This window comes from Mesorhizobium sp. M7A.F.Ca.CA.001.04.2.1 (assembly GCF_003998485.1).
Taxonomy (GTDB): Bacteria; Pseudomonadota; Alphaproteobacteria; order Rhizobiales; family Rhizobiaceae; genus Mesorhizobium; species Mesorhizobium ciceri.
Genome location: NZ_RZQT01000020.1, coordinates 1 through 22,838, shown reverse-complemented (window position 1 = coordinate 22,838; position 22,838 = coordinate 1). Strand labels below are relative to the sequence as shown.

Annotated in this window: 17 protein-coding genes and 5 pseudogenes; 16 read left to right on the top strand and 6 right to left on the bottom strand. The window is 59.1% G+C overall.

Annotation, left to right across the window (positions count from 1 at the left end; translation table 11 throughout):
• Positions 1-25 precede the first annotated feature (25 nt).
• The 3 genes and pseudogenes from EN955_RS09115 to EN955_RS09110 form a co-directional block, all read right to left on the bottom strand.
• Positions 26-613 carry a nuclear transport factor 2 family protein gene (locus EN955_RS09115; protein WP_050580531.1) on the bottom strand — a complete coding sequence of 196 codons (588 nt, stop codon included), beginning with the start codon at positions 611-613 and terminating at the stop codon, positions 26-28.
• Positions 614-751: 138 nt separating this feature from the next.
• A pseudogene (locus EN955_RS35300) lies at positions 752-874 on the bottom strand (ferredoxin); the annotation flags it as partial.
• A gap of 29 nt (positions 875-903) precedes the next feature.
• Positions 904-2,082, bottom strand: coding sequence for a cytochrome P450 (locus EN955_RS09110; protein ID WP_024505246.1), 1,179 nt, complete (start codon positions 2,080-2,082; stop codon positions 904-906).
• Positions 2,083-2,418: 336 nt separating this feature from the next.
• Between EN955_RS09110 and EN955_RS09105 the strand changes: the two are divergent.
• Positions 2,419-3,652 (top strand): annotated as a pseudogene (locus EN955_RS09105) (IS3 family transposase).
• 1,233 nt (positions 3,653-4,885) lie between these two features.
• The gene (locus tag EN955_RS09100; RefSeq protein WP_024505243.1) at positions 4,886-6,118 is read left to right on the top strand and encodes an MFS transporter; all 1,233 of its coding nucleotides are present in this window, start codon (positions 4,886-4,888) and stop codon (positions 6,116-6,118) included.
• Positions 6,119-6,379: 261 nt separating this feature from the next.
• Here EN955_RS09100 and EN955_RS09095 read toward each other — a convergent pair.
• A pseudogene (locus tag EN955_RS09095) lies at positions 6,380-7,411 on the bottom strand (hemin-degrading factor); the annotation flags it as partial.
• 586 nt (positions 7,412-7,997) lie between these two features.
• On the opposite strand from EN955_RS09095, the gene EN955_RS09090 reads away from it, so the two are divergent.
• From EN955_RS09090 to EN955_RS09025, 14 genes and pseudogenes are all read left to right on the top strand, one after another.
• Entirely contained in the window at positions 7,998-8,318 is a 321-nt protein-coding gene (locus EN955_RS09090) for an iron-sulfur cluster assembly accessory protein (RefSeq protein ID WP_024505241.1), read from the top strand.
• A 349-nt stretch (positions 8,319-8,667) separates the two neighbouring features.
• Complete coding sequence (gene nifS / locus EN955_RS09085; protein WP_024505240.1) at positions 8,668-9,879, top strand: cysteine desulfurase NifS; 1,212 nt, start codon at positions 8,668-8,670, stop codon at positions 9,877-9,879.
• A 180-nt stretch (positions 9,880-10,059) separates the two neighbouring features.
• Positions 10,060-10,437: a nitrogenase stabilizing/protective protein NifW gene (gene nifW, locus EN955_RS09080; RefSeq protein WP_024505239.1), complete on the top strand. Its 378-nt coding sequence runs from the start codon at positions 10,060-10,062 to the stop codon at positions 10,435-10,437.
• Positions 10,438-10,625: 188 nt separating this feature from the next.
• Complete coding sequence (locus EN955_RS09075; protein ID WP_024505238.1) at positions 10,626-11,477, top strand: electron transfer flavoprotein subunit beta/FixA family protein; 852 nt, start codon at positions 10,626-10,628, stop codon at positions 11,475-11,477.
• A gap of 16 nt (positions 11,478-11,493) precedes the next feature.
• A complete protein-coding gene (locus EN955_RS09070) occupies positions 11,494-12,603 on the top strand; it encodes an electron transfer flavoprotein subunit alpha/FixB family protein (protein WP_024505237.1) in 1,110 nt (369 codons plus the stop codon).
• A 10-nt stretch (positions 12,604-12,613) separates the two neighbouring features.
• On the top strand, positions 12,614-13,918 hold the full coding sequence (locus EN955_RS09065; RefSeq protein WP_024505236.1) for an FAD-binding protein: 1,305 nt from the start codon (positions 12,614-12,616) through the stop codon (positions 13,916-13,918).
• A gap of 12 nt (positions 13,919-13,930) precedes the next feature.
• The gene (locus EN955_RS09060; protein WP_024505235.1) at positions 13,931-14,230 is read left to right on the top strand and encodes a ferredoxin family protein; all 300 of its coding nucleotides are present in this window, start codon (positions 13,931-13,933) and stop codon (positions 14,228-14,230) included.
• 391 nt (positions 14,231-14,621) lie between these two features.
• On the top strand, positions 14,622-15,203 hold the full coding sequence (locus EN955_RS09055; protein ID WP_338101325.1) for an alpha/beta fold hydrolase: 582 nt from the start codon (positions 14,622-14,624) through the stop codon (positions 15,201-15,203).
• A gap of 670 nt (positions 15,204-15,873) precedes the next feature.
• A pseudogene (locus tag EN955_RS35295) lies at positions 15,874-15,977 on the top strand (helix-turn-helix domain-containing protein); the annotation flags it as partial.
• Between the two features lie 273 nt (positions 15,978-16,250).
• The gene (nifB, locus tag EN955_RS09045) at positions 16,251-17,732 is read left to right on the top strand and encodes a nitrogenase cofactor biosynthesis protein NifB (RefSeq protein WP_024505233.1); all 1,482 of its coding nucleotides are present in this window, start codon (positions 16,251-16,253) and stop codon (positions 17,730-17,732) included.
• Between the two features lie 29 nt (positions 17,733-17,761).
• Positions 17,762-17,956 (top strand): 4Fe-4S binding protein, encoded by a 195-nt coding sequence (locus tag EN955_RS09040; RefSeq protein WP_024505232.1) that lies wholly within the window; start codon positions 17,762-17,764, stop codon positions 17,954-17,956.
• Positions 17,957-18,041: 85 nt separating this feature from the next.
• Positions 18,042-18,362: a nitrogen fixation protein NifZ gene (locus EN955_RS09035; protein ID WP_024505231.1), complete on the top strand. Its 321-nt coding sequence runs from the start codon at positions 18,042-18,044 to the stop codon at positions 18,360-18,362.
• Entirely contained in the window at positions 18,359-18,571 is a 213-nt protein-coding gene (gene nifT / locus EN955_RS09030) for a putative nitrogen fixation protein NifT (RefSeq protein ID WP_024505230.1), read from the top strand. The genes EN955_RS09035 and nifT overlap by 4 nt, the downstream gene beginning before the upstream one ends.
• 34 nt (positions 18,572-18,605) lie before the next feature.
• On the top strand, positions 18,606-19,499 hold the full coding sequence (locus EN955_RS09025) for an SIR2 family protein (RefSeq protein ID WP_024505229.1): 894 nt from the start codon (positions 18,606-18,608) through the stop codon (positions 19,497-19,499).
• Between the two features lie 307 nt (positions 19,500-19,806).
• On the opposite strand, the gene EN955_RS09020 is transcribed toward EN955_RS09025, so the two are convergent.
• Both EN955_RS09020 and nifA read right to left on the bottom strand, forming a co-directional pair.
• A complete protein-coding gene (locus EN955_RS09020) occupies positions 19,807-20,373 on the bottom strand; it encodes a sugar O-acetyltransferase (protein ID WP_024505228.1) in 567 nt (188 codons plus the stop codon).
• Between the two features lie 583 nt (positions 20,374-20,956).
• Positions 20,957-22,000, bottom strand: a pseudogene (gene nifA, locus EN955_RS09015) (nif-specific transcriptional activator NifA); the annotation flags it as partial.
• Between the last annotated feature and the right edge of the window lie 838 nt (positions 22,001-22,838).

Genomic DNA, 22,838 nt, shown 5'->3' with positions numbered 1-22,838 from the left:
GCGCTCATCCTCCATTTCTACCCACTTATGCAGCTCCCAGTTGGGGACCCTCGACGCCATCTTGGTCGGTGGGGATGTGACCCTTGAGCAACTGGTAGATGGGATCGTCTGGATGTGGTGCTCCAATCGGCTGTCGCCGGCCGAACCTATCTGCCTCAAGAATCGCTGGCGGGATTTGCTCCTCAACCCAATCGTAGACGACTGTCCGTTCCGCAATTCGCCACTCGTCCTGCCTCTTCTGAAACAGATCGCAGTAACGGCCGCAAAGCAGCGTCTGACGTATTTCTTGGTCTGTATCCGGTCCGCGTTGCAGCGCGGTGAAATAGCTCTCGACCGCGGCCTCTGCTGAACTGATGAAGTCGATCAGGCTGTTCGTGATTTGATGGATGTTACGGTGCCCCGGCAGACCGAGAGCAAATTGGATGAAGTCCTCTGCCGGTCCGCAATAGGGACCGTGCCTGTCATACGCTTCGGGCCAGTATGCGCTACGCAGCGCCGCCTCATCGGCGCGGTCTATCCCGCGGCAGTACCGATACAGGCAGTTGCGGATCGCCTCTCGGTCACGCAGTTCGGTAATTTTCGCGTGGTCGACAGGGTCTGTCGCGAATTGTATGATTGTTTTGTCCTTCCCGATGCCAGTCTGCACTTTGCGTGTGTCTCTCTCTACAACTGAGTTAGCGGGGGGCTCGTCAACTTCCAGAGCTTGTTCGGGGCAGGCTCGTACCCCTTTTGAGGCAAGCAGTTGCTCCCCATCGGCAACATCAATATCACCGGGCAAGATGTAGCCGGCGTCATCAAGCTTGAAGACTCTCGGCGCCCGCGCCCAGCAGCGCGCATGACCCTGGCATCTGGCTTTATGTACGACGACACGCATAGCGAACTCCAATGTCGTTGGCTGAAACTTCAGGACCAGTCCAGGATCAGATTCTCGATCCCGAACACATGGCCGCCGAAGGTGATAGGTTCAGTCCCTGTCTTGATCCGAAAGGCTGGGATGCGCGCCAGCCACTCCTCCAGGCCAATGACAATCTCCCGCCGGGCAAGGTGTGAGCCAAGACAACGATGGGGACCATAGCCAAAGGCAGCGTGCCGGTTGTCCTCGCGCGCCAGATCGATCTCATTCGGGCATTCGAATTCCGCCGGGTCACGATTGGCAATCATCGTGGCACAGGAAACATAATCTCCCTTGCGGATCGGCGCGCCTTTGAAGTCGACATCCTTCGTTGCCACTCGGATCATCTGAATGGTCGAATAGGCGCGCAGCAATTCTTCCGCAGCGACGGCAATCCGGTCAGGTTCGCTTCGTAGCAATTCCTGATCTTTGGGGTTGCGCGCGAGATGGGCCAAGTCGAAGCATATGGCTGCTGAGACCGTGTCGAGTCCCGCGACGAACACAAGCACGCCGATGCCACGGACTTCTTCGTCACTGAGCAGACGACCCTCGACCTTTGCCTTCACGATGAAGGTCATGAAATCATCGACCGGCTCCTTGCGGCGCTCGGTGGCAAGTTCGTCGATGAAGGCCACGATCGCCCGGGCTGCGGGTGGTCGTTGCTCCTTATCGCCGTGGAGCAGATCTCTAGCCCAGCCGACAAATGTTTCTAGTCCGTCGTCCGAAAGCCCAATAAAGCGAAGGAAGATATTGACCGCGAACGGAACTGCAAAATCCTTCATGATGTCGCAGCTCGTGCCTGATGCGGCGATCCTGTCGATCAGCTTGATCGCTCGTTCCCGGACAGCCGGCTCCAATGCCATTACCCGCTTTGGCGAAAGCAGCGGATTGAGCAATGAGCGAAAAACACCGTGGAATGGCGGATCGAGCTCAAGCGGGATCATCGGCCAGCTCTCGCCGAGCACAGAGGCGAAGATGCTGCGATGGCTGGAAAACGTTTCGGTGTCCTGCAGCACCCGGCGCTGGTCGCTCGCGCGAGTGATGACCCAGGTACCCCGACCGTCGCGCGTGTTGCTGGTTGAATAAAAGATCGGAGGCCCGGCATGAACGCAAGCAACCGCTGCATGCGGATCCCCGTTAGCCGTCGGCAACATGCCGGGCGACGTAAACAGGTTGAAGTCCCTCACCATTTCGGGCGGGACATGATCTGGAACCGGCCGCGATTTAACCGCGCCAGAATCGAGAGACCGTTCATGAGATGCTGTCGTTTGCATGCAATCGTTGGTGCAAGCTCCGTGCCGAATTCGTCTTTCGATAATCCTTGCCGTTTTGCTGGGCAACAGGTGGCGCCTGTGCTGACTTACTGGTCGGGATTGCAACATTCTTGTCCAGCGTCGGACACAGAATGTAGAAAGCTAGACACCGACTTGGAGCAACTCAACTGGTGGGATCGTGAACTGGCCCCCGTTTCGACCGGACAGTTGGCATAACGCGGGAGGCTTGAGGCTATCCTCAAGCACAGGCTTATGGCTGACGATTATCGACGGATCGAACTGATCACCGGTGAGGCACGGCGCCGACACTGGACGACCGAGCAGAAGCTTCAGATCATCGAGGAAAGTTTTCTTCCGGGTGAGACGGTGTCGTCGGTCGCCCGGCGACGTGGCGTCGCGCCAAATCTGCTGTATCGTTGGCGCCGTCTGTTGACGGAAGGCGGAGCGGCGGCGGTGGGATCGGACGAGCCTGTGGTCGGGAGTTCGGAAGTGCGACGGCTGGAGGAGCGCGTTCGCGACCTCGAACGGCTGCTCGGCCGCAAGACGATGGAGGTCGAGATCCTCAAGGAGACGTTGGCAAAGTCGGAGTCAAAAAAACCGAGCTTGCGGCTCTTGTCGCAGCCGAGGGACGGTTCCCGATGAAGGCGGTTGCCGAGACAATCGGGGTGGCCCGCTCCCATCTCCATGACAAGGTGCATCGCGCGAAGAAGCCCCGCAGCCCCTATTGCAAACAAGAGGACGACGCGCTGGTGCAGCTGGTCCGCCGCCTGATCGACGAGCGCCCGACCTATGGCTATCGCCGCATTACGGCCCTGGCGAACCGGGACCTTTCCAAGGCCGGCAGCCCGCCCGTCAATCACAAGCGGGTCTTCCGCATCATGCGCCAGAACGGCATGCTGCTGGCCAGGCACACGGGCCGCAGAACCGGCCGTGTCCACGACGGCAAGGTCATCGTCATGCGCTCGAACCTGCGCTGGTGTTCCGACGGGTTTGAAATCTCGTGCTGGAATGGGGACCTCATCCGGATCGCGTTCATCATCGATGCCCACGACCGCGAGATCATCGCGTGGCATGCCGTCGTCGGATCGGGCATCAGCGGTGGCATGGTCCGGGACATGATGCTGGAGGCCGTCGAGAGCCGGTTCGGCGCCCTTGCAGCGCCGGCGCCGCTCGAATGGCTGACAGACAATGGCAGCGCCTACACCGCCAAGGAGACGCGCGACTTCGCCACCGCGCTCAATCTCATTGCCTGCTTCACGCCAGTCCAAAGCCCGGAGTCGAACGGCATGTCGGAGAGCTTCGTCAAAACCTTCAAACGCGACTATGTTCGCATCAATGCCTTGCCGGATGCGGTCACCGCGCTCGGCAAGATCGCCGGGTGGTTCGAGGACTACAACGAGAACCATCCTCACTCAGGGCTCAAAATGCGCTCCCCGAGGGAGTTCATCAGGGCACAAACTAAATAGCCGGCTGTCCGGTCAAATAGGGGCAACTCCAGATCGCTAGCCGATCATGTGCCCGGGGAGCATCCAGTTCGAAAGCTTGCGCTAAGCGGCTTGGTGACTTGGCCGAGGTCACCAGGTGGAAACGACCAACACTTGGGGTGAGCCTAGTGGCGCTCCCCTCGATGATGTCTGGCGGGGTGGTTAGCCGCCTCCGTGGGACAAGATCAGTCTACACGAATGGACTATAGCCTCTCCTCGCATGCCTCATTGGCCGTCCTTCAGAGCCGGTCACACGAGCTTTTGTCTTTCAGCAGGGCGTTTTTCTCGCCAGCTACAGAGCCACACCGACGCCATTAATGAGCGTCCAGTCGACGGGTTGGATGGCCCTGTCCATCTTGCCCAGCACCTTGGCTTCGCATTTGCCGGTGCGGCGGAAGCCTTCAAGACGCAGTTCTTGACCTTCTCCAGATCAGCCTCGGACGGATATCGGCAAGGGTTCAGCTCGTCCTTTTGAACTTGCGCATCTTCGTGTTGGCCAACCCCAGGCCGCCCGACATATTTGCGGTCTATCCGGCACCTCAACTTCGAACAACCTTGCGGCAAGCTCTTGGGATAGACCACGCTCGTGCCTCCACCACCCGCTCAGCAGAGCCAGATTTGTCGTTGATGGCACGGAACTTGCGCAGTCATTCGCAGATGCGTCACGGACCGAGAGTGTCGTCCCATGAATTCGATCACCAAAAAGGCCGCCCGACGTTGCTGGGACCGCCTGCAATTACCTTATCCCAGAATTGGGAGCAACGGCTTCAAAAGGGATAACTCATCACCTCAATTTTGTCGATCGCGCGGCCATCGAACCGCAGCCATCCATCAGACTTCCGCCTCGTTGCACTCATTGCGACCGCCTTGGTGCTTGCGACAACCGCTCAATTCTGGCTGCCAGGATAACCACATATGGCGACGGAACTTCCTGCTTCAAAGCAATATAGAGATCGTCGATCATCCCCCCATCAAGGCCTCAATCGAGGACACCGCGTTCGGCTTGCTTGGTTCGCAGTGAACAGACCGCACTTCACGAATGCGATCGATGCGACCGCGCCGAGAACTCTCCCGCATTGTCGACGGTTGGGTCCGTCGGCCCTCCGATGAGGCCTCGGATGCGTCGGGCGCCGAGGCCTCGACTGATGCCGACTGGCCGCCGCCGGAAGGTCTCGCGGCTTTGATCCCCGGCGATGTAGCCACCCCTGCTGCAACACTAGCCGGAGAACTCATTCATGACCGAATCGGCGACAGATTTAGTGGACGCGGCTTTGTTCGACCGAGATCGGCTTGACCCAGAAAGTCTCTATCAACGTTCTGGCCCTGCATGGGGTGCCATCATTTCGCTTTCCTTCGGCACCTTCGGGCTTGTGACGGCAGAGTTTCTGCCCGCCAGCGTTCTGACACCGCTCGCGCATGATCTCCGTATCACCACGGGCACGGCTGGACAGGCGCTAACAGCGACCGCAATCGTCGCGGCGATCTCGGCACCGATAATCGCCTTCGTGACAAAGCGTCTGGACCGCAGGGTCGTCATCTGGGCGATGACGCTCCTGCTGATCCTGTCGAACGTTCTGGCAGAGGTTGCGGGGTCGCTGCCGGTTTTGCTGGCGGCACGCGTCGTCCTTGGCATATCGCTTGGTGGTTTTTGGTCAATTTCGGCAGCGTTGGCGATGCGGCTGGTTCCAAGTCACCTCATGCCGCGCGCCATGTCGATCATCCTCACCGGCGTTTCTGTCGCCTCCGTCTGCGCGGCTCCAATCGGCGCTTATGTCGGTGACATTTGGGGATGGCGAGCCTCGTTCAAGGTCGCCGCAATCGTGAGTGCCGTTGCGCTGCTCGTGCAACTCGTAACCATTCCGCCACTGCCTCCGATCGAAGTGCGCAGATTCCGCAGTCCGCTGGATGTCGCGAAGAATCCGGCGATGAAGGTTGCGGTGCTAGTCGTGCTATTGGTCGCTTCCGGCCATTTTGCCAGCTTCGCCTACATCCGCGCCTTTCTCGAGAGCGTTCCTGCGCTCGAAAAGAAGTCAATCCCGCTCGTGTTCCTTGCTTTTGGCACGGCCGGCGTCTTCGGCAATTTAGCCGGCGCATTCCTCACCAAACACAGTCTCAAGGCGGTCGCGGCCCTGCCGCCCCTGCTCATTGCCGTAGCCGCTGTCTCGCTCCTGACCATGGGAGCATCGGCCTTGACCTCGGCAATTGCAGTTGCCGTATGGGGCTTTGCTTTTGGCGCGGTCCCGGTCGGATTGCAGACATGGATGGTGCTACGCGCCGCTCCGAAACAGGCCGAGAGCGCTGGTGTACTGATGGTCATAACCTTCCAAGTGGCCATCGCAGCCGGCACAACTTTCGGTGGCCTATTGGTGGATCACACGGGTATTGCCAGTGTCTTTGTCTACAGCGCGGTTGCCACGTTCCTCGCTGTCTTGACAGTATTTTTGCTCGGCCCCAACCGCAAAACCTGACCGCCTGGTGGGGAGTGACGGTCGGCGGCGTTCACGCTATTGTCACCTCTGAGCTCGGCCCAAAGGCCGCGGCTTCGTCGTAACCATGCGGTCGATGGGGCAGCGCCAAATTGCTTCCTGCTCATCGCGTTGCGATAATACAGCGCGCTTATTGCGTCATCGTGTCCCCGGTCTCGGCTTCAATGCCCGGCTACTGGCTGCGGAGGCAGATGGGCGCCGGCGTCCCACCGACGACGATCGGTCTTTTCTCATGTAGCTGTCGGGGAAACGAGGCAGGTTTTCCGCCAGAACCCGCCAGTCGTCGCGCTCGCGTTCGCCTTCCTTGCGCGCACCGAACAACTGGATGATGATCTTGCCGTCGGACCCATATGCTTCGAGCGAGGTGACGTGACTGTCATTGGTCGGCTTGCGCACGGCCCAAACCTCACGGATTTGGTGGGTCCTGAGATGCAGCCGGAACGTTTCGTCCAGCACATGGATGCACGGCCCGATCTGCTTGACCGACTTGATTAAGCCGGAATGGGTCTGGATAGAACCTCGGTTGCCGACGAAGCACATGATCGGCAATTCGTCTTCGGCCGCACGCTGGAGCACGGCGCCAACTGCGGCATTGTCGAGCAGCCAAGCGTAATCCTGGCCGACCATGCGCAAAGCCTGGCAGCGGCTGAGCTTGAGCGTCTTTAGAAGGTTGACGTCAGTCAGCCGGCTCCAGTACTCGCGTAGGTCGTCCACCGTGCCGGCCCAGTCCGCAGTCCTCGCCCCCAGGTCGGCTACTCTCGCCTTAAGCGACATGGTCGGCTCCTGGTTGGCGGATACGAGCTCGGCCACCAGCTTTCGATAGGCATGAAGGTTGGAGACCGGCCTGAGATGCACCTTATGCACTGCTGCGCCGGCGGCGTCGAAGAATTGCAAACTGCGCTGGATTCCGCCGCGATGGCGCCTTTCAACAGCGAAACCATACCTCCAAGCCTGCGGGAAGACGCGAAGGTCGAATTCGTCACCAAGGACCATGGCGTGATTGTTGCCGGTTATCACTCTGTTGAAGACGCTAATCTTTTCGTGCACGGCACCTTGATTGCAGGTCAGCGCCGTCACTTCGCCCACGAATTCGAGGCCCGTCAGAAGGTGATTCATGCGCGGGTCGATGCGTGCCGCGCCGAAACCGCAATGGGCCGCGACCAGTTCCGCTTCCGAAATGGCCAATTGGGCGGCGAAATCACGCGCGGGAATGTTCGGACAGACTTCCCACGCACGCCGGATTTCGTTGGGCGACCGCTTCTTGCGCTGATCCATGTTTTTACCCCTGCCCCGTTCTTCTTTTGACGATCGATCGAAAAACGGGCCTCAGGGGTGTGCACGGCGGACGCGATCGATCGTCAGGCACATGCCAGTCGAATCCTGTCTCCGGGCGGTCAGCGGCCAATCGCCGGTAGAGAGCGATTGTTGGGTGGTCGGCGCCAATCGGCCGATCGAGCATTCGGGTACCACCGGCGGTGCTGCTTTCCCACTTAAGGCGGGTCTGATGGATCATATTGCTTTCCTTCGTTCTTCGATTGCGAGGGCAACCCAAAGGTGAATCGGCCGGCAATTTTGCCGCCGCAACGAAGGCTTCACAAAAATCGTGCCAGTTGCTCCGCGGCAAGCTCTGAACATCTTTGGCTCTGTTCATTGCTTTACGCGTGAGTGCATCGCGAACTCAGGCGCCCTTCCTGTGACGCGGACGCGACAAACCCGACAGTAAGTGTCGGTTGTCGGACGTCTCCCCAGCAATCGAGCATAAGAGACGTCGGGATGTCCTACGGTTTTTGACACGTCTTCCCTTTGGCACGGTCCATGCGAGATGATCCGCGAAAACGCCGGACCGAGGAGAAATCGAGCCATGATTACGCTCACCGACAACGCTGTTGCCGCCATCAAGGCCGCTCTTTACCGCGCCAGCGAGCCGGCGGAAGGATTTCGCATCATGGTCCATGCCGGCGGCTGCACCGGCTTCCAATACTCAATGGGCCTGGAGAGCGTCTCACGTGAGGGCGATGCGATCATCGAGCGAGATGGGCTCAAGGTGTTCATGGATAGAGGCTCCCAACCCCATGCCGCCGGCATGACCGTGGACTTCGTCACTGGGCTCGAAACATCCGGCTTTGTTTTCGATAACCCCAATGCGCGTGAGACGTGCGGCTGCGGCAAGTCCTGCAAATGATTGCGAGGGAACAGGCTATGTTCGACAATAGCGACGCCAAGGAATACTGCGTCGAACCGGTAACCGCCGGCGCTCTGGAACCGGCCGACACGCACTGTCGGCCCGGAACAATTGCGTTCGGTGATGCGCCAAATCGCGATCATCGATCGTTGCCGTGGGCAAGCAAACAAAATTGCCCGAAACAGCTGAATTCCCGGCGGATGCCGCCACCAAAGGGCAATGTCGACAGCGACCGGTCAGCAAGCCATCGCTCGCCCGGCCGCCCACCTTACCAGATACGATATGCGCCAGAGGTTCAATGGCCGCCCGCCTACCCTTGAATCATTTCAGCAGTTGAAGGATCACTCCCATGAACCCTGTCTATCTCGACAACAACGCAACGACGCGGGTTGATCCTGCAGTCGTTGGAGCGATGTTGCCTTTCTTTACGGAGCAATTTGGCAATCATTCGTCCATGCACGCCTATGGCGCATCGGTTGCTGAAGCCGTGAGAAAGGCGAGGCAACAGTTGCAAGCCCTCATCGGCGCGGGATTCGAGGACGAGATCATCTTCACCTCGGGCGGGACTGAAAGCGACAGTACAGCCATCCTTTCGGCGCTGGAGGTGATGCCCGACCGAACGGAAATAGTGACTTCCGCGGTTGAACATCCGGCCGTTCTGAAGTTGTGCGCGCACCTTGAGAAGACGCGCGGCGTCAAGGTGCACATTATCCCAGTCGATCACTACGGCCGGCTCGACCTGGACGCCTACAGAACCGCCCTCACCCCACAAGTGGCAATCGTCTCGATAATGTGGGCGAACAATGAGACCGGTACGATCTTTCCCGTGGTTAAGCTTGCCGATCTAGCCAGGGAAGTCGGCGCGCTTTTCCACACTGATGCAGTGCAGGCGGTCGGAAGGCTTCCGATTGAGCTGAAATCGACCGCGATCGACATGCTGTCGCTCTCCGCCCACAAGCTGCATGGTCCAAAGGGGATAGGCGCGCTTTATGTAAGACGTGGCGTGCGCTTCTCCTCCATGATCAAGGGTGGGCACCAAGAGCGCGACCGGCGTGCAGGCACTGAAAACACACCCGGCATAGTCGGACTGGGCATGGCGGCCGAACTCGCCTTGAAATTCATGGACGAGACAAAACGAATAAAATGGTTGCGCGACCGCCTTGAGAACGGGATCATCCAGCGCATCCCAAACACATCCATCAACGGCGATCCGCAAGAGCGATTGCCAAACACTGCAAACATTGGATTCGAAGGTATCGAAGGCGATGCAATTCCAATTGTCCTGAGCCGGCTGGGAATCGCCTGTTCCGCCGGGTCCGCCTGTGCCTCTGGCTCACTGGAACCGAGCCATGTTCTGATCGCTATGAACGCGGCATGTGGGGCAGTCCGCTTCTCCTTGTCGCGTGACAACGGCGAAGATGACGTAGACCGCGTGCTTGAGGTCCTGCCTGCGATCACCGAGAAGCTACGGGCCGTTCCCAGTGCTGGACTGTGCGGGCGAGGTGCAGAACAGCTTCATTCCGGCCCGGGTCCGAGCGGCACAATAGCCGACAAGCCGTGAGGTCTTCCTCAACGTGACGACCCTGCGCAATGGAGAGCAGTCAAACTCGGGGTCGCCTTCACCACTTCAGAAAAGCTTGAGATCGCCAAGTCTCTTGCCCAGCCGCCGTGCCAGAGGTCGGCACGCCGTCAGCAATGTCACCAATGCATCGACACCACAATTACGCGCCGGGAGAATACAATGAACTGCTCCGCTGATAGCCGCCCGATCGATCGCACCGATATCCTAGCGCGACTGAAGGGCCTGTCGGCCGCGGAGGACTTCTTCGCCTGCCTTGGCGTCTCCTATGACCCGAAAGTGATGAATGTCTCGCGGCTCCATATCATGAAGCGCGTGGGCCAATACCTTGCCGAAGAAGATTTCTCCGGTCTGCCTAACCAGGTAATCGCCGCGCGGGTGCGCGCCAAGCTGGAACGCGCCTACGAAGATTTCGCGACTTCCTCGCCGCTCACGCAACGTGTGTTCAAGGTGCTAAGGGACCACGATCCAAACATATGTCCCGCACCTGGCCGCGCCTTCGTCCCGCTCGACTCTGCACTGAAGCGGTTCGGAAAGTAATGAGCCCGACACGGCTGCGACGCGACAATGTCGAGAAGTCGACAAATCCAGTCCTCATGACGCCTCCTCGGAAGCAAACGAAGCCACCTTCTGGAATAGAGGCAGGAAGACGACTTGGCATGAACGATGCAGGCAATGAGGTGAACCGCCAAGCACGAATCCGGACTGGGAGCTTAGAGAAACCGCCAATGCATATCGTAGTCTGCATCAAGCAGGTGCCGGATTCGGCACAGATCCGCGTGCACCCGGTGACGAACACGATCATGCGTCAGGGTGTTCCGACCATCATCAATCCTTACGACCTGTTCGCCCTGGAAGAAGCGCTCAAACTGCGCGACGTTCATGGTGGCGAGGTTACTGTGCTCACAATGGGTCCGCCCATGGCGGAGGACTCGCTGCGAAAGGCGCTCGGTTACGGTGCTGACCGAGCAGTTCTCTTGACGGACCGCTATTTTGCCGGATCCGATACGCTGGCGACTTCCTTTGCTCTTTCGCAAGCAATCGCAAAAATTGGGGAGACTTTCGGCAGGCCGGACATCGTCTTCACCGGCAAGCAGACGATTGACGGCGATACCGCCCAGGTCGGACCGGGCATAGCCAAGCGCCTAGATTTATCGCAACTTACCTATGTCGCGAAGATTGCCTCCATCGACCGCGATACGCGAGAGATCGAAGTCGCGCGTCGCGCCGAAGGCGGCACCCAGTTGCTGAAGAGCAGACTCCCTTGCCTCATTACAATGCTGGAAGACACCAACGAAATCCGCCGGGGCTCGCTCCAGCAGGCTCTGTGCGCGGCGCGCAGCCAAGTCGTGAAGTGGACTGCAGCCGACGCCGGCATTGACGATCTCACCCGGTGCGGTCTGCGTGGCTCGCCTACAGTCGTCAAGCGTGTTTTCGCCCCCACCGCACGGGCAGAAAGGGCGGCGCAGATCGACACCGCGGAAAGGGGCTTGCAGGACATAGCCGATGAACTCATCGCCGATATCTTAACCCGCCGGCCGGCGCTGGAACATGAGCTGGCCTTCAACAGCGGCACGTGACGGCCAGGAGCAGAAAATGTCGACCGCAAGCCAAACTACCCCTCGCATTGCCCCCGGCCGTGCCGGTGTAAAGAAAGAACTTCCCGACCGTTTCAAAGACTACCGGCACGTGTGGGTCTTCCTCGAGCTCGAACGCGGCAATGTGCATCCTGTATCATTCGAACTGCTGGGCGAAGGCCGCAAATTAGCCGACAAGCTTGAAGTCCAGCTCGCGGGCGTCGTGCTGGGACCGCCGGGCGAGATGGTCGAGGACGCTGTTGCCGAGGCCTTCGCTTACGGGGCGGATCTTGTCTACATCGTCGATGCGCCGCCGCTCGCCGACTACCGGAACGAGCCGTTCGCCAAGGCGCTCACGGATCTGGTCAATACCCATAAACCCGAAATCCTCCTTCTCGGCGCGACCACACTGGGCAGGGATCTTGCAGGCTCGGTAGCGACGACCCTGCAGACGGGGCTCACGGCCGACTGCACCGAACTTGATGTAGATTCCGACGGTTCACTCGCCGCGACCCGTCCGACTTTTGGTGGCTCATTGTTGTGTACGATCTATACACTAAATTACCGGCCGCAAATGGCGACGGTGCGACCAAGGGTCATGCCTATGCCGCAACGGGTGGATAAGCCGGTCGGGCGTGTCATGCGGCACAAGCTGTCGCTCGTTGAGGACGATATCGTCACCAAAGTCCTCGGCTTCCTACCGGATAACCAGTCGGCAATGGCAAATCTTGCCTATGCGGATGTCGTGGTTGCGGGAGGCCTCGGTCTCGGAGCGGCGGAGAACCTTCAGCTTGTGAAGAATCTTGCCCGAGCGATCGGCGCCGAGCATGGCTGTTCGCGCCCCTTGGTCCAGAAGGGCTGGATGCCGGCTGATCGACAGATTGGACAAACTGGCAAGACCATTCGACCGAAGCTTTACATCGCGGCCGGAATTTCCGGCGCCATCCAGCACCGAGTTGGGGTCGAGGGGGCCGATCTCATCGTCGCGATCAACACCGATCCGAACGCGCCGATTTTCGAGTTCGCCCACCTCGGGATCGTCACGGATGCAATCCGCTTCCTGCCCGCACTGACGGAAGCCTTCACCCGGCGGCTGTCGCCGCACAGTCGAGACAAGCTTGCGAGTTGAGGGAGAGGACATGATTGAACAATTCGATGCCATTGTGGTCGGAGCTGGCATGTCTGGAAACGCAGCTGCTTACACTTTGGCAAGCCAGGGGCTGAAGGTACTGCAGTTGGAGCGCGGGGAATATCCGGGCTCCAAGAACGTCCAGGGTGCCATAATGTACGCGAACATGCTGGAGAAGATCATCCCGGACTTCCGCGATGATGCGCCCCTCGAGCGGCACCTGGTCGAACAGCGACTTTGGGTGATGGACGACACGTCTCACACCGGAATTCATTACCGGTCGGACGACTTCAATGAGGCGAAACCCAACCGCTACACGATCATCCGCGCCCAGTTCGACAAATGGTTTTCCCGCAAGGTGCGCGAGGCTGGCGCGACGGTCCTGTGTGAGACGACCGCGACGGAACTCGTCCGTGATGGCAATGGCAAGGTGATCGGCGTCCGCACAGACCGGGCTGGCGGAGTGGTCTTCGCGAATGTGGTCGTTCTCGCAGAAGGGGTGTCGGGATTGCTTGGCACTCGCGCAGGCCTGCGCGAGATGCCGAAGCCGGAGACCGTGGCGCTTGCCGTCAAGGAAATGCATTTCTTGCCCGAAGAGGTCATTGGCCAGCGGTTCGGTGTCAAGGGCGATGAAGGCTGCGTAATCGAGGCCGTGGGCACGATCTCTCGCAGCATGGCCGGGCTCGGCTTCCTTTACACCAATAAGGAGTCGATTTCACTCGGCATCGGCTGCCTGGTCTCGGATTTCGCCGCGACGATGGAGAGCCCGTCCGCCCTCCTGGATGCGATGAAAAACCATCCTTCGATCCGGCCGCTGATCGCTGGCTCGGAGGTGAAAGAATATGCCGCCCATCTTATCCCCGAAGGTGGTTACAGGGCCATTCCGCAGCTCTTCGGCGACGGTTGGGTCATCGTCGGCGACGCAGCGCAACTGAACAATGCCATTCACCGTGAGGGTTCGAACCTTGCCATGACCTCGGGTCGCGTCGCGGCTGAGGCGATCATCAAAGTCAAAAGCCGCAACGGTCCTATGACCAAAGCGAACCTTGCGCTCTACAAGACGATGCTGGATGACTCCTTTGTGATCAAGGATCTTAAGAAATACAAGGACATGCCAGCCTTACTCCACACCAATTCCAGCAACTTTTTTGACAGCTATCCGCGGTTGATGTCGCATGCCGCTCAGAACTTCATGCGTGTCGACGGCACGCCGAAGATCGAGAAGGAAAAGAACACCACGGCCGCCTTCATCAACGCGCGCTCGCGCTGGGGGTTGGTCAGCGACGCGGTCCGCCTGGCATTGGCATGGCGCTGAAGAGGGTACAAGATGACGATCGCAGTGACGAAGGTTCGTGTCGAGGACAAACTTTACCAGAACCGCTATCTGGTCGATTCCGGCCGCCCCCATATCATAGTGCGACCGCACGACAAGCCAAGCGCGAACTTGCTTGCCTTGACCTACGTCTGTCCGGCGAAATGCTATGAGTTGAATGACAAGGGTCAAGTCGAGATCACCGCCGACGGCTGCATGGAATGCGGCACCTGCCGGATATTGTGCGAGAAAGGCGGCGACATCGAGTGGAACTATCCGCGCGGCGGCTTTGGTGTCCTGTTCAAGTTCGGATGATCAGCCGGTGCCAAGAGCATGCCGGCAGCGAGCAACTGCGGCACACCATGAGCCTCTCCATCCACTTGCAAAGAGCTAGTGAATATTGGCCTTTCGCAATTCAAATTTCCTTGACTCGTTAGCGGTGTCCTCAGGCCACGGCGCTGCCCTGTGCGCCGGACTTATCACCGGTCACGTGGTCGAGCCCCTTTGGGACAACGCCCGGCCATCGTGCCGGATGGCAGCCACAACGGCCGGTGAGCAAGTGGAACGGCACAACCCATGGCAAAGACGTATGTGCTAGTGCATGGTGCCTGGCATGGCGGATGGTGTTGGCGGGACGTGGCTGCCAATCTTCGCAAGATGGGATGCCACGTGACCACGCCGACCAGGTGTCGGCGAACGCGCACATTTGCTGTGCAAGGACATCACGCCCGACACATTCGTGACCGACATCGTCAACCACATTGTGACGGAAGAGCTGAGCGATGTGATCCTTGTCGGTCACAGTCTAGGCGGCATCAGCATCACCGGCGCCGCCGACCGGATACCCGACCATATCAGCCATCTCGTTTATCTCGACGGCGCCATCGTCGAGAGCGGTCAAAGTGTATTCAGCACCATGCCCCCCGACATCGTCGCCGCCCGTCGAAAATTGGTTGCGGAGGAAGGACGGGGTATCTTCATGCCGACTCCGCCGCCAACAGCATTCGGCATTCCCGAGGGACACTCGCTCACGGACTGGGTGCGGCGCCGGATAACACCGCATCCGGCAGGCACCTACGAAAGCGGACTTAAGCTCGAGCACCCGCTCGGCAACGGCAGACCCCGAACCTATGTCGTCTGCACTAATCCACTCCACCCGCCGATGGCGGGAGCGCGAGAATGGGTCGCGAAGCAGGATGGCTGGGCGTGGCAGGAACTCGCCACTGGCCACGACGCAATGATCCTCGCGCCGACGGAAGTTGCTCTCCTTCTTAGCGCAGTCGGCTGAGGAACCAAGTAGGGTGAGCGGCGGCCGATTCTCAGGCCGTGGCCTTGAGCTCTGGTGCACGGATAGGCCCAACGGGTCGTTCCGGTGGCGCCACCGAAACCACTAGGCGGGAGTGGCCTGTCCTGCCGACGTCGCAAGCTTGCGAGCGTTCCGCCGCGGCCGCAGCCCGTAGCGCCGGGCAACCTCCGAGATCACCGCGTCGGCTCCAGGGTCTCGGAGATGACTCCGTGCCTTGTCGTCCATCGACCAATGCCGCCGACCAACAGCGCCGTTGATCACCCTCGAAAACGCCGAGGCTGCCGCTCAGGGTCAATCGTAAGTTCAAGTTCAGACACAAGCCGATCTCCGATCCACCTCAGAATCGGCAGGCCCACAGATCGCGGGTCCTCCTGGAAGGACACAGCGCTTACCCTTGAAATATGGAGAACCATGGCTTTGCGCCGTCGGCAGTTGAGCTGATCTCGCAATGCTATTTCCCCGGCAACGTCCGAGCCGGAGAACTGCGTGCTTGGCGTTCTCCTCTGGAAGGAACCAATCTTTCGGAACGTGGCAATGTCATCGACGAGCTCTCACGGGCCAGCACGATGCCGGTTCGGCGCATCGGCGCCCGCCTGAACACGAGATGGGCACTTGCGATTCTAACGATACGGCCGGACGGGGGCTGGGACCGCGGCGGACGGAGCGTGACGGCTGATCGACACAATGGAGAAGGCCGGCTGGGTTCAGGCTAATGCGGCTCGAATTCTCGGCCTCAAGCTGCGACAAGTCGGCTAGGCGATACGCCGGCATAGTATCGAGGTGAAGGAACTTCTAAGAGCCTGATGAGCCAATCGTCAGGCCAGTGGTCTTGCGCGCCCTGTGCGCGACAAGGAGTGCTTCGTGCTTCTGAACGGATTTGGACTTGCACTGTCGCAAGCAGGACAAAATTGTGTCGCGCCGGCCTGACACAATGCGATATCGACCCGAATAGTGAACTGAAGCCGCTTTTTTCAGTTGGTATGGCTCTTGCACCTTGAACCGCGACGTTACCAGCAACGGAGCCGTTTGATGTCCTCACCGACAGTTTCGATTGAGGGGCCGACTAGCACGACATCCGAGGGTTTTCTGGCAGCCGCGAAATCCGGTGGCTGCGCATCGTCCTCCTACGGCTCGTCGCCGACCAGCCCGGGCGAAGGGGATCCGGCTATTTGGGAAAGGATCAAGGATCACCCCTGCTTTTCGGAGGAAGCGCATCATTATTTCGCGCGTATGCATGTGGCGGTCGCGCCGGCTTGCAATGTCCAGTGCAACTATTGCAATCGCAAATACGATTGCGCCAACGAGAGCCGGCCTGGTGTTGTGTCTGAGAAGTTGACGCCCGACCAAGCGCTACGCAAGGTCATCGCCGTTGCCAACAAAGTTCCGCAGCTTTCGGTTCTTGGCATCGCTGGGCCGGGGGATGCCTGTTACGATTGGGAGAAAACGAAGGCAACGCTCGACCGCGTCATCAGGGAAATCCCCGACATAAAGCTGTGCGTCTCCACTAATGGGCTCGTGCTGCCGGACCATGTCGCCGAGCTTGCCGAAATGAATGTTGATCACGTGACGGTCACCATCAACATGGTCGACCCGGAAGTCGGCGCGAAGATCTATCCATGGATCTTTTATGAAAATCGCCGCTACTTCGGCATCGAAGCCGCTCGAATCTTGCACGCGCGGCAGATGCTGGGCCTGGAGATGCTGAGCGCGCGCGGCATCCTCACCAAAATCAACTCGGTGATGATTCCTGGAGTGAACGACCAGCACCTGTTTGAGGTGAACAAAATGGTCAGGGAGCGGGGCGCGTTTCTGCACAACGTGATGCCTCTGATTTCGGACCCGGCGCACGGTACCCACTACGGACTCATCGGGCAGCGCGGCCCAACGGCAATGGAGATGATGGCTCTTCAGGATCGACTTGAAGGTGGCGCCAAGTTGATGCGCCACTGCCGGCAGTGCCGGGCAGATGCTGTCGGCCTGCTCGGTGAAGATCGTGGCCAGGAATTCACGCTGGACGGGATTCCCGACGATGTCGCCTACGATGCTGGCAAGCGTCAGGCCTATCGGCAGGTGGTCGCACACGAGCGCCGTGATCATGAGGCGGCGAGGAGCGAGGCCATCGGTATGGTCAAGGCAACAGACTCCGAAAAGTCGCTTCTGGTTGCGGTGGCCACTAAGGGAGGTGGACGGGTCAACGAACACTTCGGCCACGCGAAGGAATTCCAGGTTTATGAAGTCTCGCCTAGAGGGATCAGCTTGGTCGGGCATCGGAAGGTCGAGCGGTATTGCCTCGGAGGCGGGGGCGAAGACGCCATCCTCGAGGGCGTCATCGCAGCGCTCGAAGGCATACACATAGTGCTATGCGCCAAGATCGGAAATCGCCCGAAGGAACAACTCTCGCGAGCTGGACTGCGCGTAACCGACGCCTATGGCCATGACTACATCGAGACCGCAGTCAGCGCACTTTACGCGGCAGAGTTTGGGATCAGACCACTAGCGGCGACGGCCTGAGCCGTCTCGTCCGATAACCAGGAGTTAGAATGGCTTTAAAGATCATCGCATCCCAATGTACCCAATGCGGGGCCTGCGAGTTCGAATGTCCTTCGGAAGCGATCAAGTTCAAGGGCGACGCCTATGTGATCGATCCAAACAAGTGCACCGAATGCAAGGAGGCCTTCGATACGCAGCAATGCGTGTCGGTCTGTCCGGTACCGAAAACCTGCGTTCCCGCTTGATTCCTACCGAAACGGTCGGGTTCGCCGCACGACGACGCCTGCAACCCGCGACCACAACAAAAGCCTCGAGAAAGGAATGGACAGCATGTGGTCCAGACGCGAACAGGAGGTCGAAATCGGCAGACCGCCACGGTTCATGCAGGGTGAGCGGGTCCGTGCGATACGCCACATAAAAAACGACGGCACCTATCCCGGCAAGGAGATCGGCGAAAACCTCGTGCGGAAGGGCGACGAAGGCTACGTGCGCGACATTGGAACCTTTCTCCAGCAATTCTTCATCTATGCGGTCGAATGGATCGATCGTGGCACGGTCGTCGGCATGCGAGCGCGCGAACTCATTAGCCTCGACAAAGTCGAGGTTCCCTGCGGAGCTGAAGGCATTTCCAACGGGGGAACAGCCGGATGAAAGTAATGATTCGCAGGACTGCTACTGGCTTGTCGGCTTATGTCCCCAAGAAGGATCTCGAAGAGCCGATCACCGAGATTGAGAACGCTGACTTATGGGGCGGGACCGTGACGCTCAGGAACGGTTGGCGGCTCATGCTGCCCGACCTTCCGCGCGACACGCGTTTGCCGATCACCGTCGAGGCGATGAAGATTTCCGACGGGGCCTGATGCCGGTGGGTTCAGTGGCGGAGAGGAAACGCGTATGAACACGATGCTGAGCTGGGACCATCTCGTCGTCGTCCGGGGCAGTTTTGCCAAAAAACTGATTGACCTGCTGAACGGCGCTCTCAAGGCCGATCGAGTGATCCCCTATCTCGGTCCTGGTCTTCTGCAGCTTAACCCACCGGAATCACCTGTACCTTGCACCCCTGAAGATGTCGCCGCGGCCCTCAACAAGCGGGCGCCTGCCCCTTCCAGGATTCGCACCAATATGTGGTCGGTCGCGCAGTTTATCGAGCAGCGCCGACATCGTCGGACTCTCCAAGCGTGGATGGCGGAGATATTCGCAGCCCCCGCCGAGCCGACCGTTCTTCACGCCTGGCTCGCAACCCTTCAACTGTCTGTCATCATCGACAGCTGGTACGATGGCGCCATGCGAGCAGCCCTTGCAGAGGCCGGCCAAACAGACGTTGTCGAGATACAAGGAACGACGCGCGCGACCGGAATCGGTAACATCTGGACGAGAACTTACGATTTGTCAGGAACAGAACTCGAGGCCGAACAAGTGGCTAGGACGGTGCTCTATGCGCCGCACGGCAGCGTCAGGCCGGCGGCAAACTTCCTCGTGGCTGATTCCGATTACGTCGAAGTCCTAACCGAAATTGATATCCAGACGCCGATCCCGGACGCGGTGAAGCAACGGCGCGTCAACCGGGGTTTTTTCTTCGTGGGCTGCCGCTTCAACGATCAGATGCTGCGCACATATGCCAGACAGCTGATGAAGCGCTCCACTGGCCCACATTTTGCGGTGATCGATTCGGCTACGCTGACCAGAAACGAACGTCGTTTCCTTGCCGAAGGCGCAATCACGGTCATCGACATGCCGATCCGCAACGCCGCGGCTCGCCTTGTCGGGGTCGATGCTAGCCAGGATTAATGGCCGGCGATTGCTGGTGAGTCGCTGCTTGCCTCCAAGGGCGAAAACTCAGTTGGGAATACATTCGTGAGTAGTAATGCTAGTGGCAGCACAACGTAGGCTCTGAATTCGTTGGGCGATGTGAAAGGGTCCGCTGCTGCGGGACGTGAGCACGTTGCGGCGGCATTACGCACATGATCTTGTGACCCCCGTGGCAAAAGAACTGAAGCGCCCGAGTCGCGACAACATATGCAGCGCTCAATGGCTTCGACAAAAATTCGGCACAGTTTCGACAGTTCGCATGCACCTCCAGGGTCAACGAGGTTGATTATGCCTGTTTATGTGGGTCGGCCACGCGAGCAGGAATTCCCACTACCTTTGCCCCGGCGGGAACATCTCGTGTGACCACGCAGCCAGCGCCTACCACTGCATTATCACCAATCGTGACGCCAGGCAGAATGATTGCTCCACCGCCGATCCAGACACGGCTGCCAATGTGAACAGGACGCCCGACCTGCAGGCCGGCCTGCCGCTGCTCGGCATCATGTGGATGATCGGCGGTATAAATCTGCACAGCAGGCCCAATTGCCGTTCCTTGCCCGATTTTGACCTCTACCACGTCAAGAATAACGCAGTTGAAGTTGATGTAGGCATTGGCTCCAATGCGGATATTGAATCCGTAGTCGCAAAAAAAGGGCGGACGGATGACCGTTCCGCGCCCAACCTCTCCCAGCCGCTCGGACAAAAGCTCATGCCAATGCCCCGTGGTCTGCCCCAGCGTATCATTGTACCGCTTGAGCCAAGCCCCGGTGGCCAACAGGTCAGCTTGGATCTCCGGATCCGCCGCATTGTAAAACTCGCCTGCGAGCATCTTTTCTTTTTGGCTACGCATCATAGTCTCCCGTCAGGTCGTGTCCCGTACAGTGATGCAGGAACGCACATCAAACTGCCTCGGCAACTTTGTAACTCGGTCTTGCCGGGCGCGCGGTCGGTCACGAGCCGGGGCGACAGTTTCGTCTCGACCAACTTCCGCGAATTTGGATATCGCAGATCAACCGGTCGCAGGGGCCAATACCTGACGAGGTCGGCAACTGTCCAGCGGTCGAACTCACTTTCATGCCCATCTCAGATTGCGTGATATCGAGCGGTAAGCCATCAGCTAATGTATCGACCAGGTCCCGCCAGCGGAGATCTGCGCGTCGCCTCTACGCATGCTGGCGTGTCACCAATAATACATCGATTATTTCTGGATCCAGGCACGTCGAATTGATTTGCCCTTGCGGTGTAGAGCGAAGTTCCTAGCCATAGGATTACTCCTTTTTAGTTTGTCAGTCGCAGAGCCCCAGTATGACTACGTGGTAGAAAGCACACGGCCGGAATCTTGGCAGCGCTGTTCACACCCACTTCGTAAGCCTGGCCGATGGGCTCGCCAGAGCACCAATGCTTGACCTGCTCCAGCTCTTGCTCGGCGGGTTGTTTCAGAGACGCTTGATCTCGATACCGCGTTTTCTCAGCACGTAGCCGATCTGGCGCGGGGTCAAACCGAGCAGGCGCGCCGCCTTTGCCTGCACCCAGCCACACTTTTCCATGGCAGCAATGACCGTATCGGCATCGGGCACCCTACCACGACTCGTGGCAGGGCCTATCGGCGCTTGCCCGTCGCCGACGGGCGGGGCGGCACAGGCGGCGGAAGGCTCGATCGTAGTCGACTTCTCTGACGTCGGCGGTCCGTTCTTCCACAGCGCCGCGGCCAAGCACTGATCCGCGTAACAGGCAAAGTCAGTTCTGAGGATTGATGGACCCGTCGCCAGAACTGCCGTCCGTTGAACGCAGTTTTCGAGCTCTCGGATGTTGCCTGGAAATTCGCAGTTCATTAGCACCTCAATCGCTTCGGGAGCGAAGGTCAGCGTGTGATCATTCTCAGTATTGAAATTCTTGAGAAACTGAGCGGCCAAGAGCGGAATATCACCTCGCCTTTCGCGCAATGCCGGCACGCGTAAAGTGACGACGTTGATGCGATAATAGAGGTCTTGCCGGAACTCCTTGCGTTGAACTGCCGTTTCCAAGTCCCTGTTCGTTGCGGCAATCACGCGAACATCAACTTTAATGGTGTGGTTGCTGCCGACGCGCTCAAACTCCTGCTCCTGCAGGACACGCAGCAGCTTAGCCTGGAACGAACCTGATATTTCGCCAATCTCGTCCAGAAACAATGTGCCTTTGTCGGCAGCCTCAAAGCGCCCCTTGCGCAAACTGCTCGCGTCGGTGAAGGCACCCTTCTCATGACCGAACAAGTCAGATTCCAGAAGCGTCTCGGTGAGCGCCGCGCAATTGACCTTGATGAAGGGCTGCTTGGCGCGAGGCGAGAGCTCGTGAATGGCTTTGGCAACCAGCTCCTTACCGGTTCCGGATTCACCTCGCAACAGGACCGTAGTCTTCGCCTTGGCCACCTTGACAAGGTGCTCACGCAGCTTGCGCAGCGCCTGACTATCGCCAAGCATCTCCTTGCTGATCTTTTTACGTTCCATTTGGCAGCCCATCCCACTCCGCCACCCGCCGGTAGAACTGCACTGGACGGTGAGCTGTGTTGTATTTCGTCATCATCATTCTCGATCTCACCTTTGTTGCTTCGAAATTTTCGGCGCGCGGACGCCCTCGGCAAATGGCAATGGCGCCTGAGCATCGTTGCCTTTCACCAGGACGAGCGTCTTCCTCCGCGCGGGCGCTCGCAATATGCGGTTTGCGCAGGCCTTTACTCGACCGGTCGCTGTTCTGTCCGGCTTCTGCCGCACCGCAGCCTGCAAACTCATCCTTGACAAGAAAGGAGGGGAGTCAACCGAGCTCTCCTTGCATTTATGCAAGGAAAATTGTCAGTTTGATAGAATTCTATCAAAACGGCAGAAACGCCCCGCCCCAGTTTGGCTGTACCTGCGGCGTTCAGCGTACGTGACGACATGTGCGGACTTGTCCCAATTGCCATCCGAGTTGTGCGGAACAGTAGCTGCTGCGCTGTTCGCTTCAACCGCGTGAGGCCGGAGACAGTAGAGACGGCGGCTCGTCGAGCGAGGTTTCATTGTTCGGCTACTAAACCGGCTGTCCTTTGGTGGGAGTTGGTTTCGCCCAAGTTCTGGGCCTGGGGGCGTCTAGCCCGTTTCGCCGCACAGGCTCCTTCCAAATCGTCGAGGCCGAGAAGGAGGGACCCCACAGCTCTCCCTGTATCACAATGCCCCGCCCCTCAAGCAGCTAGATACGACAGGTGACCTCAAATGAGGCGTCTTGCATGGCTTCTACACCTGCCTGAATGCCAGAACTGCGTTCGTACCGCCCATGGCGAAGGCGTTGCTCATGGCGACGCGCACCTTG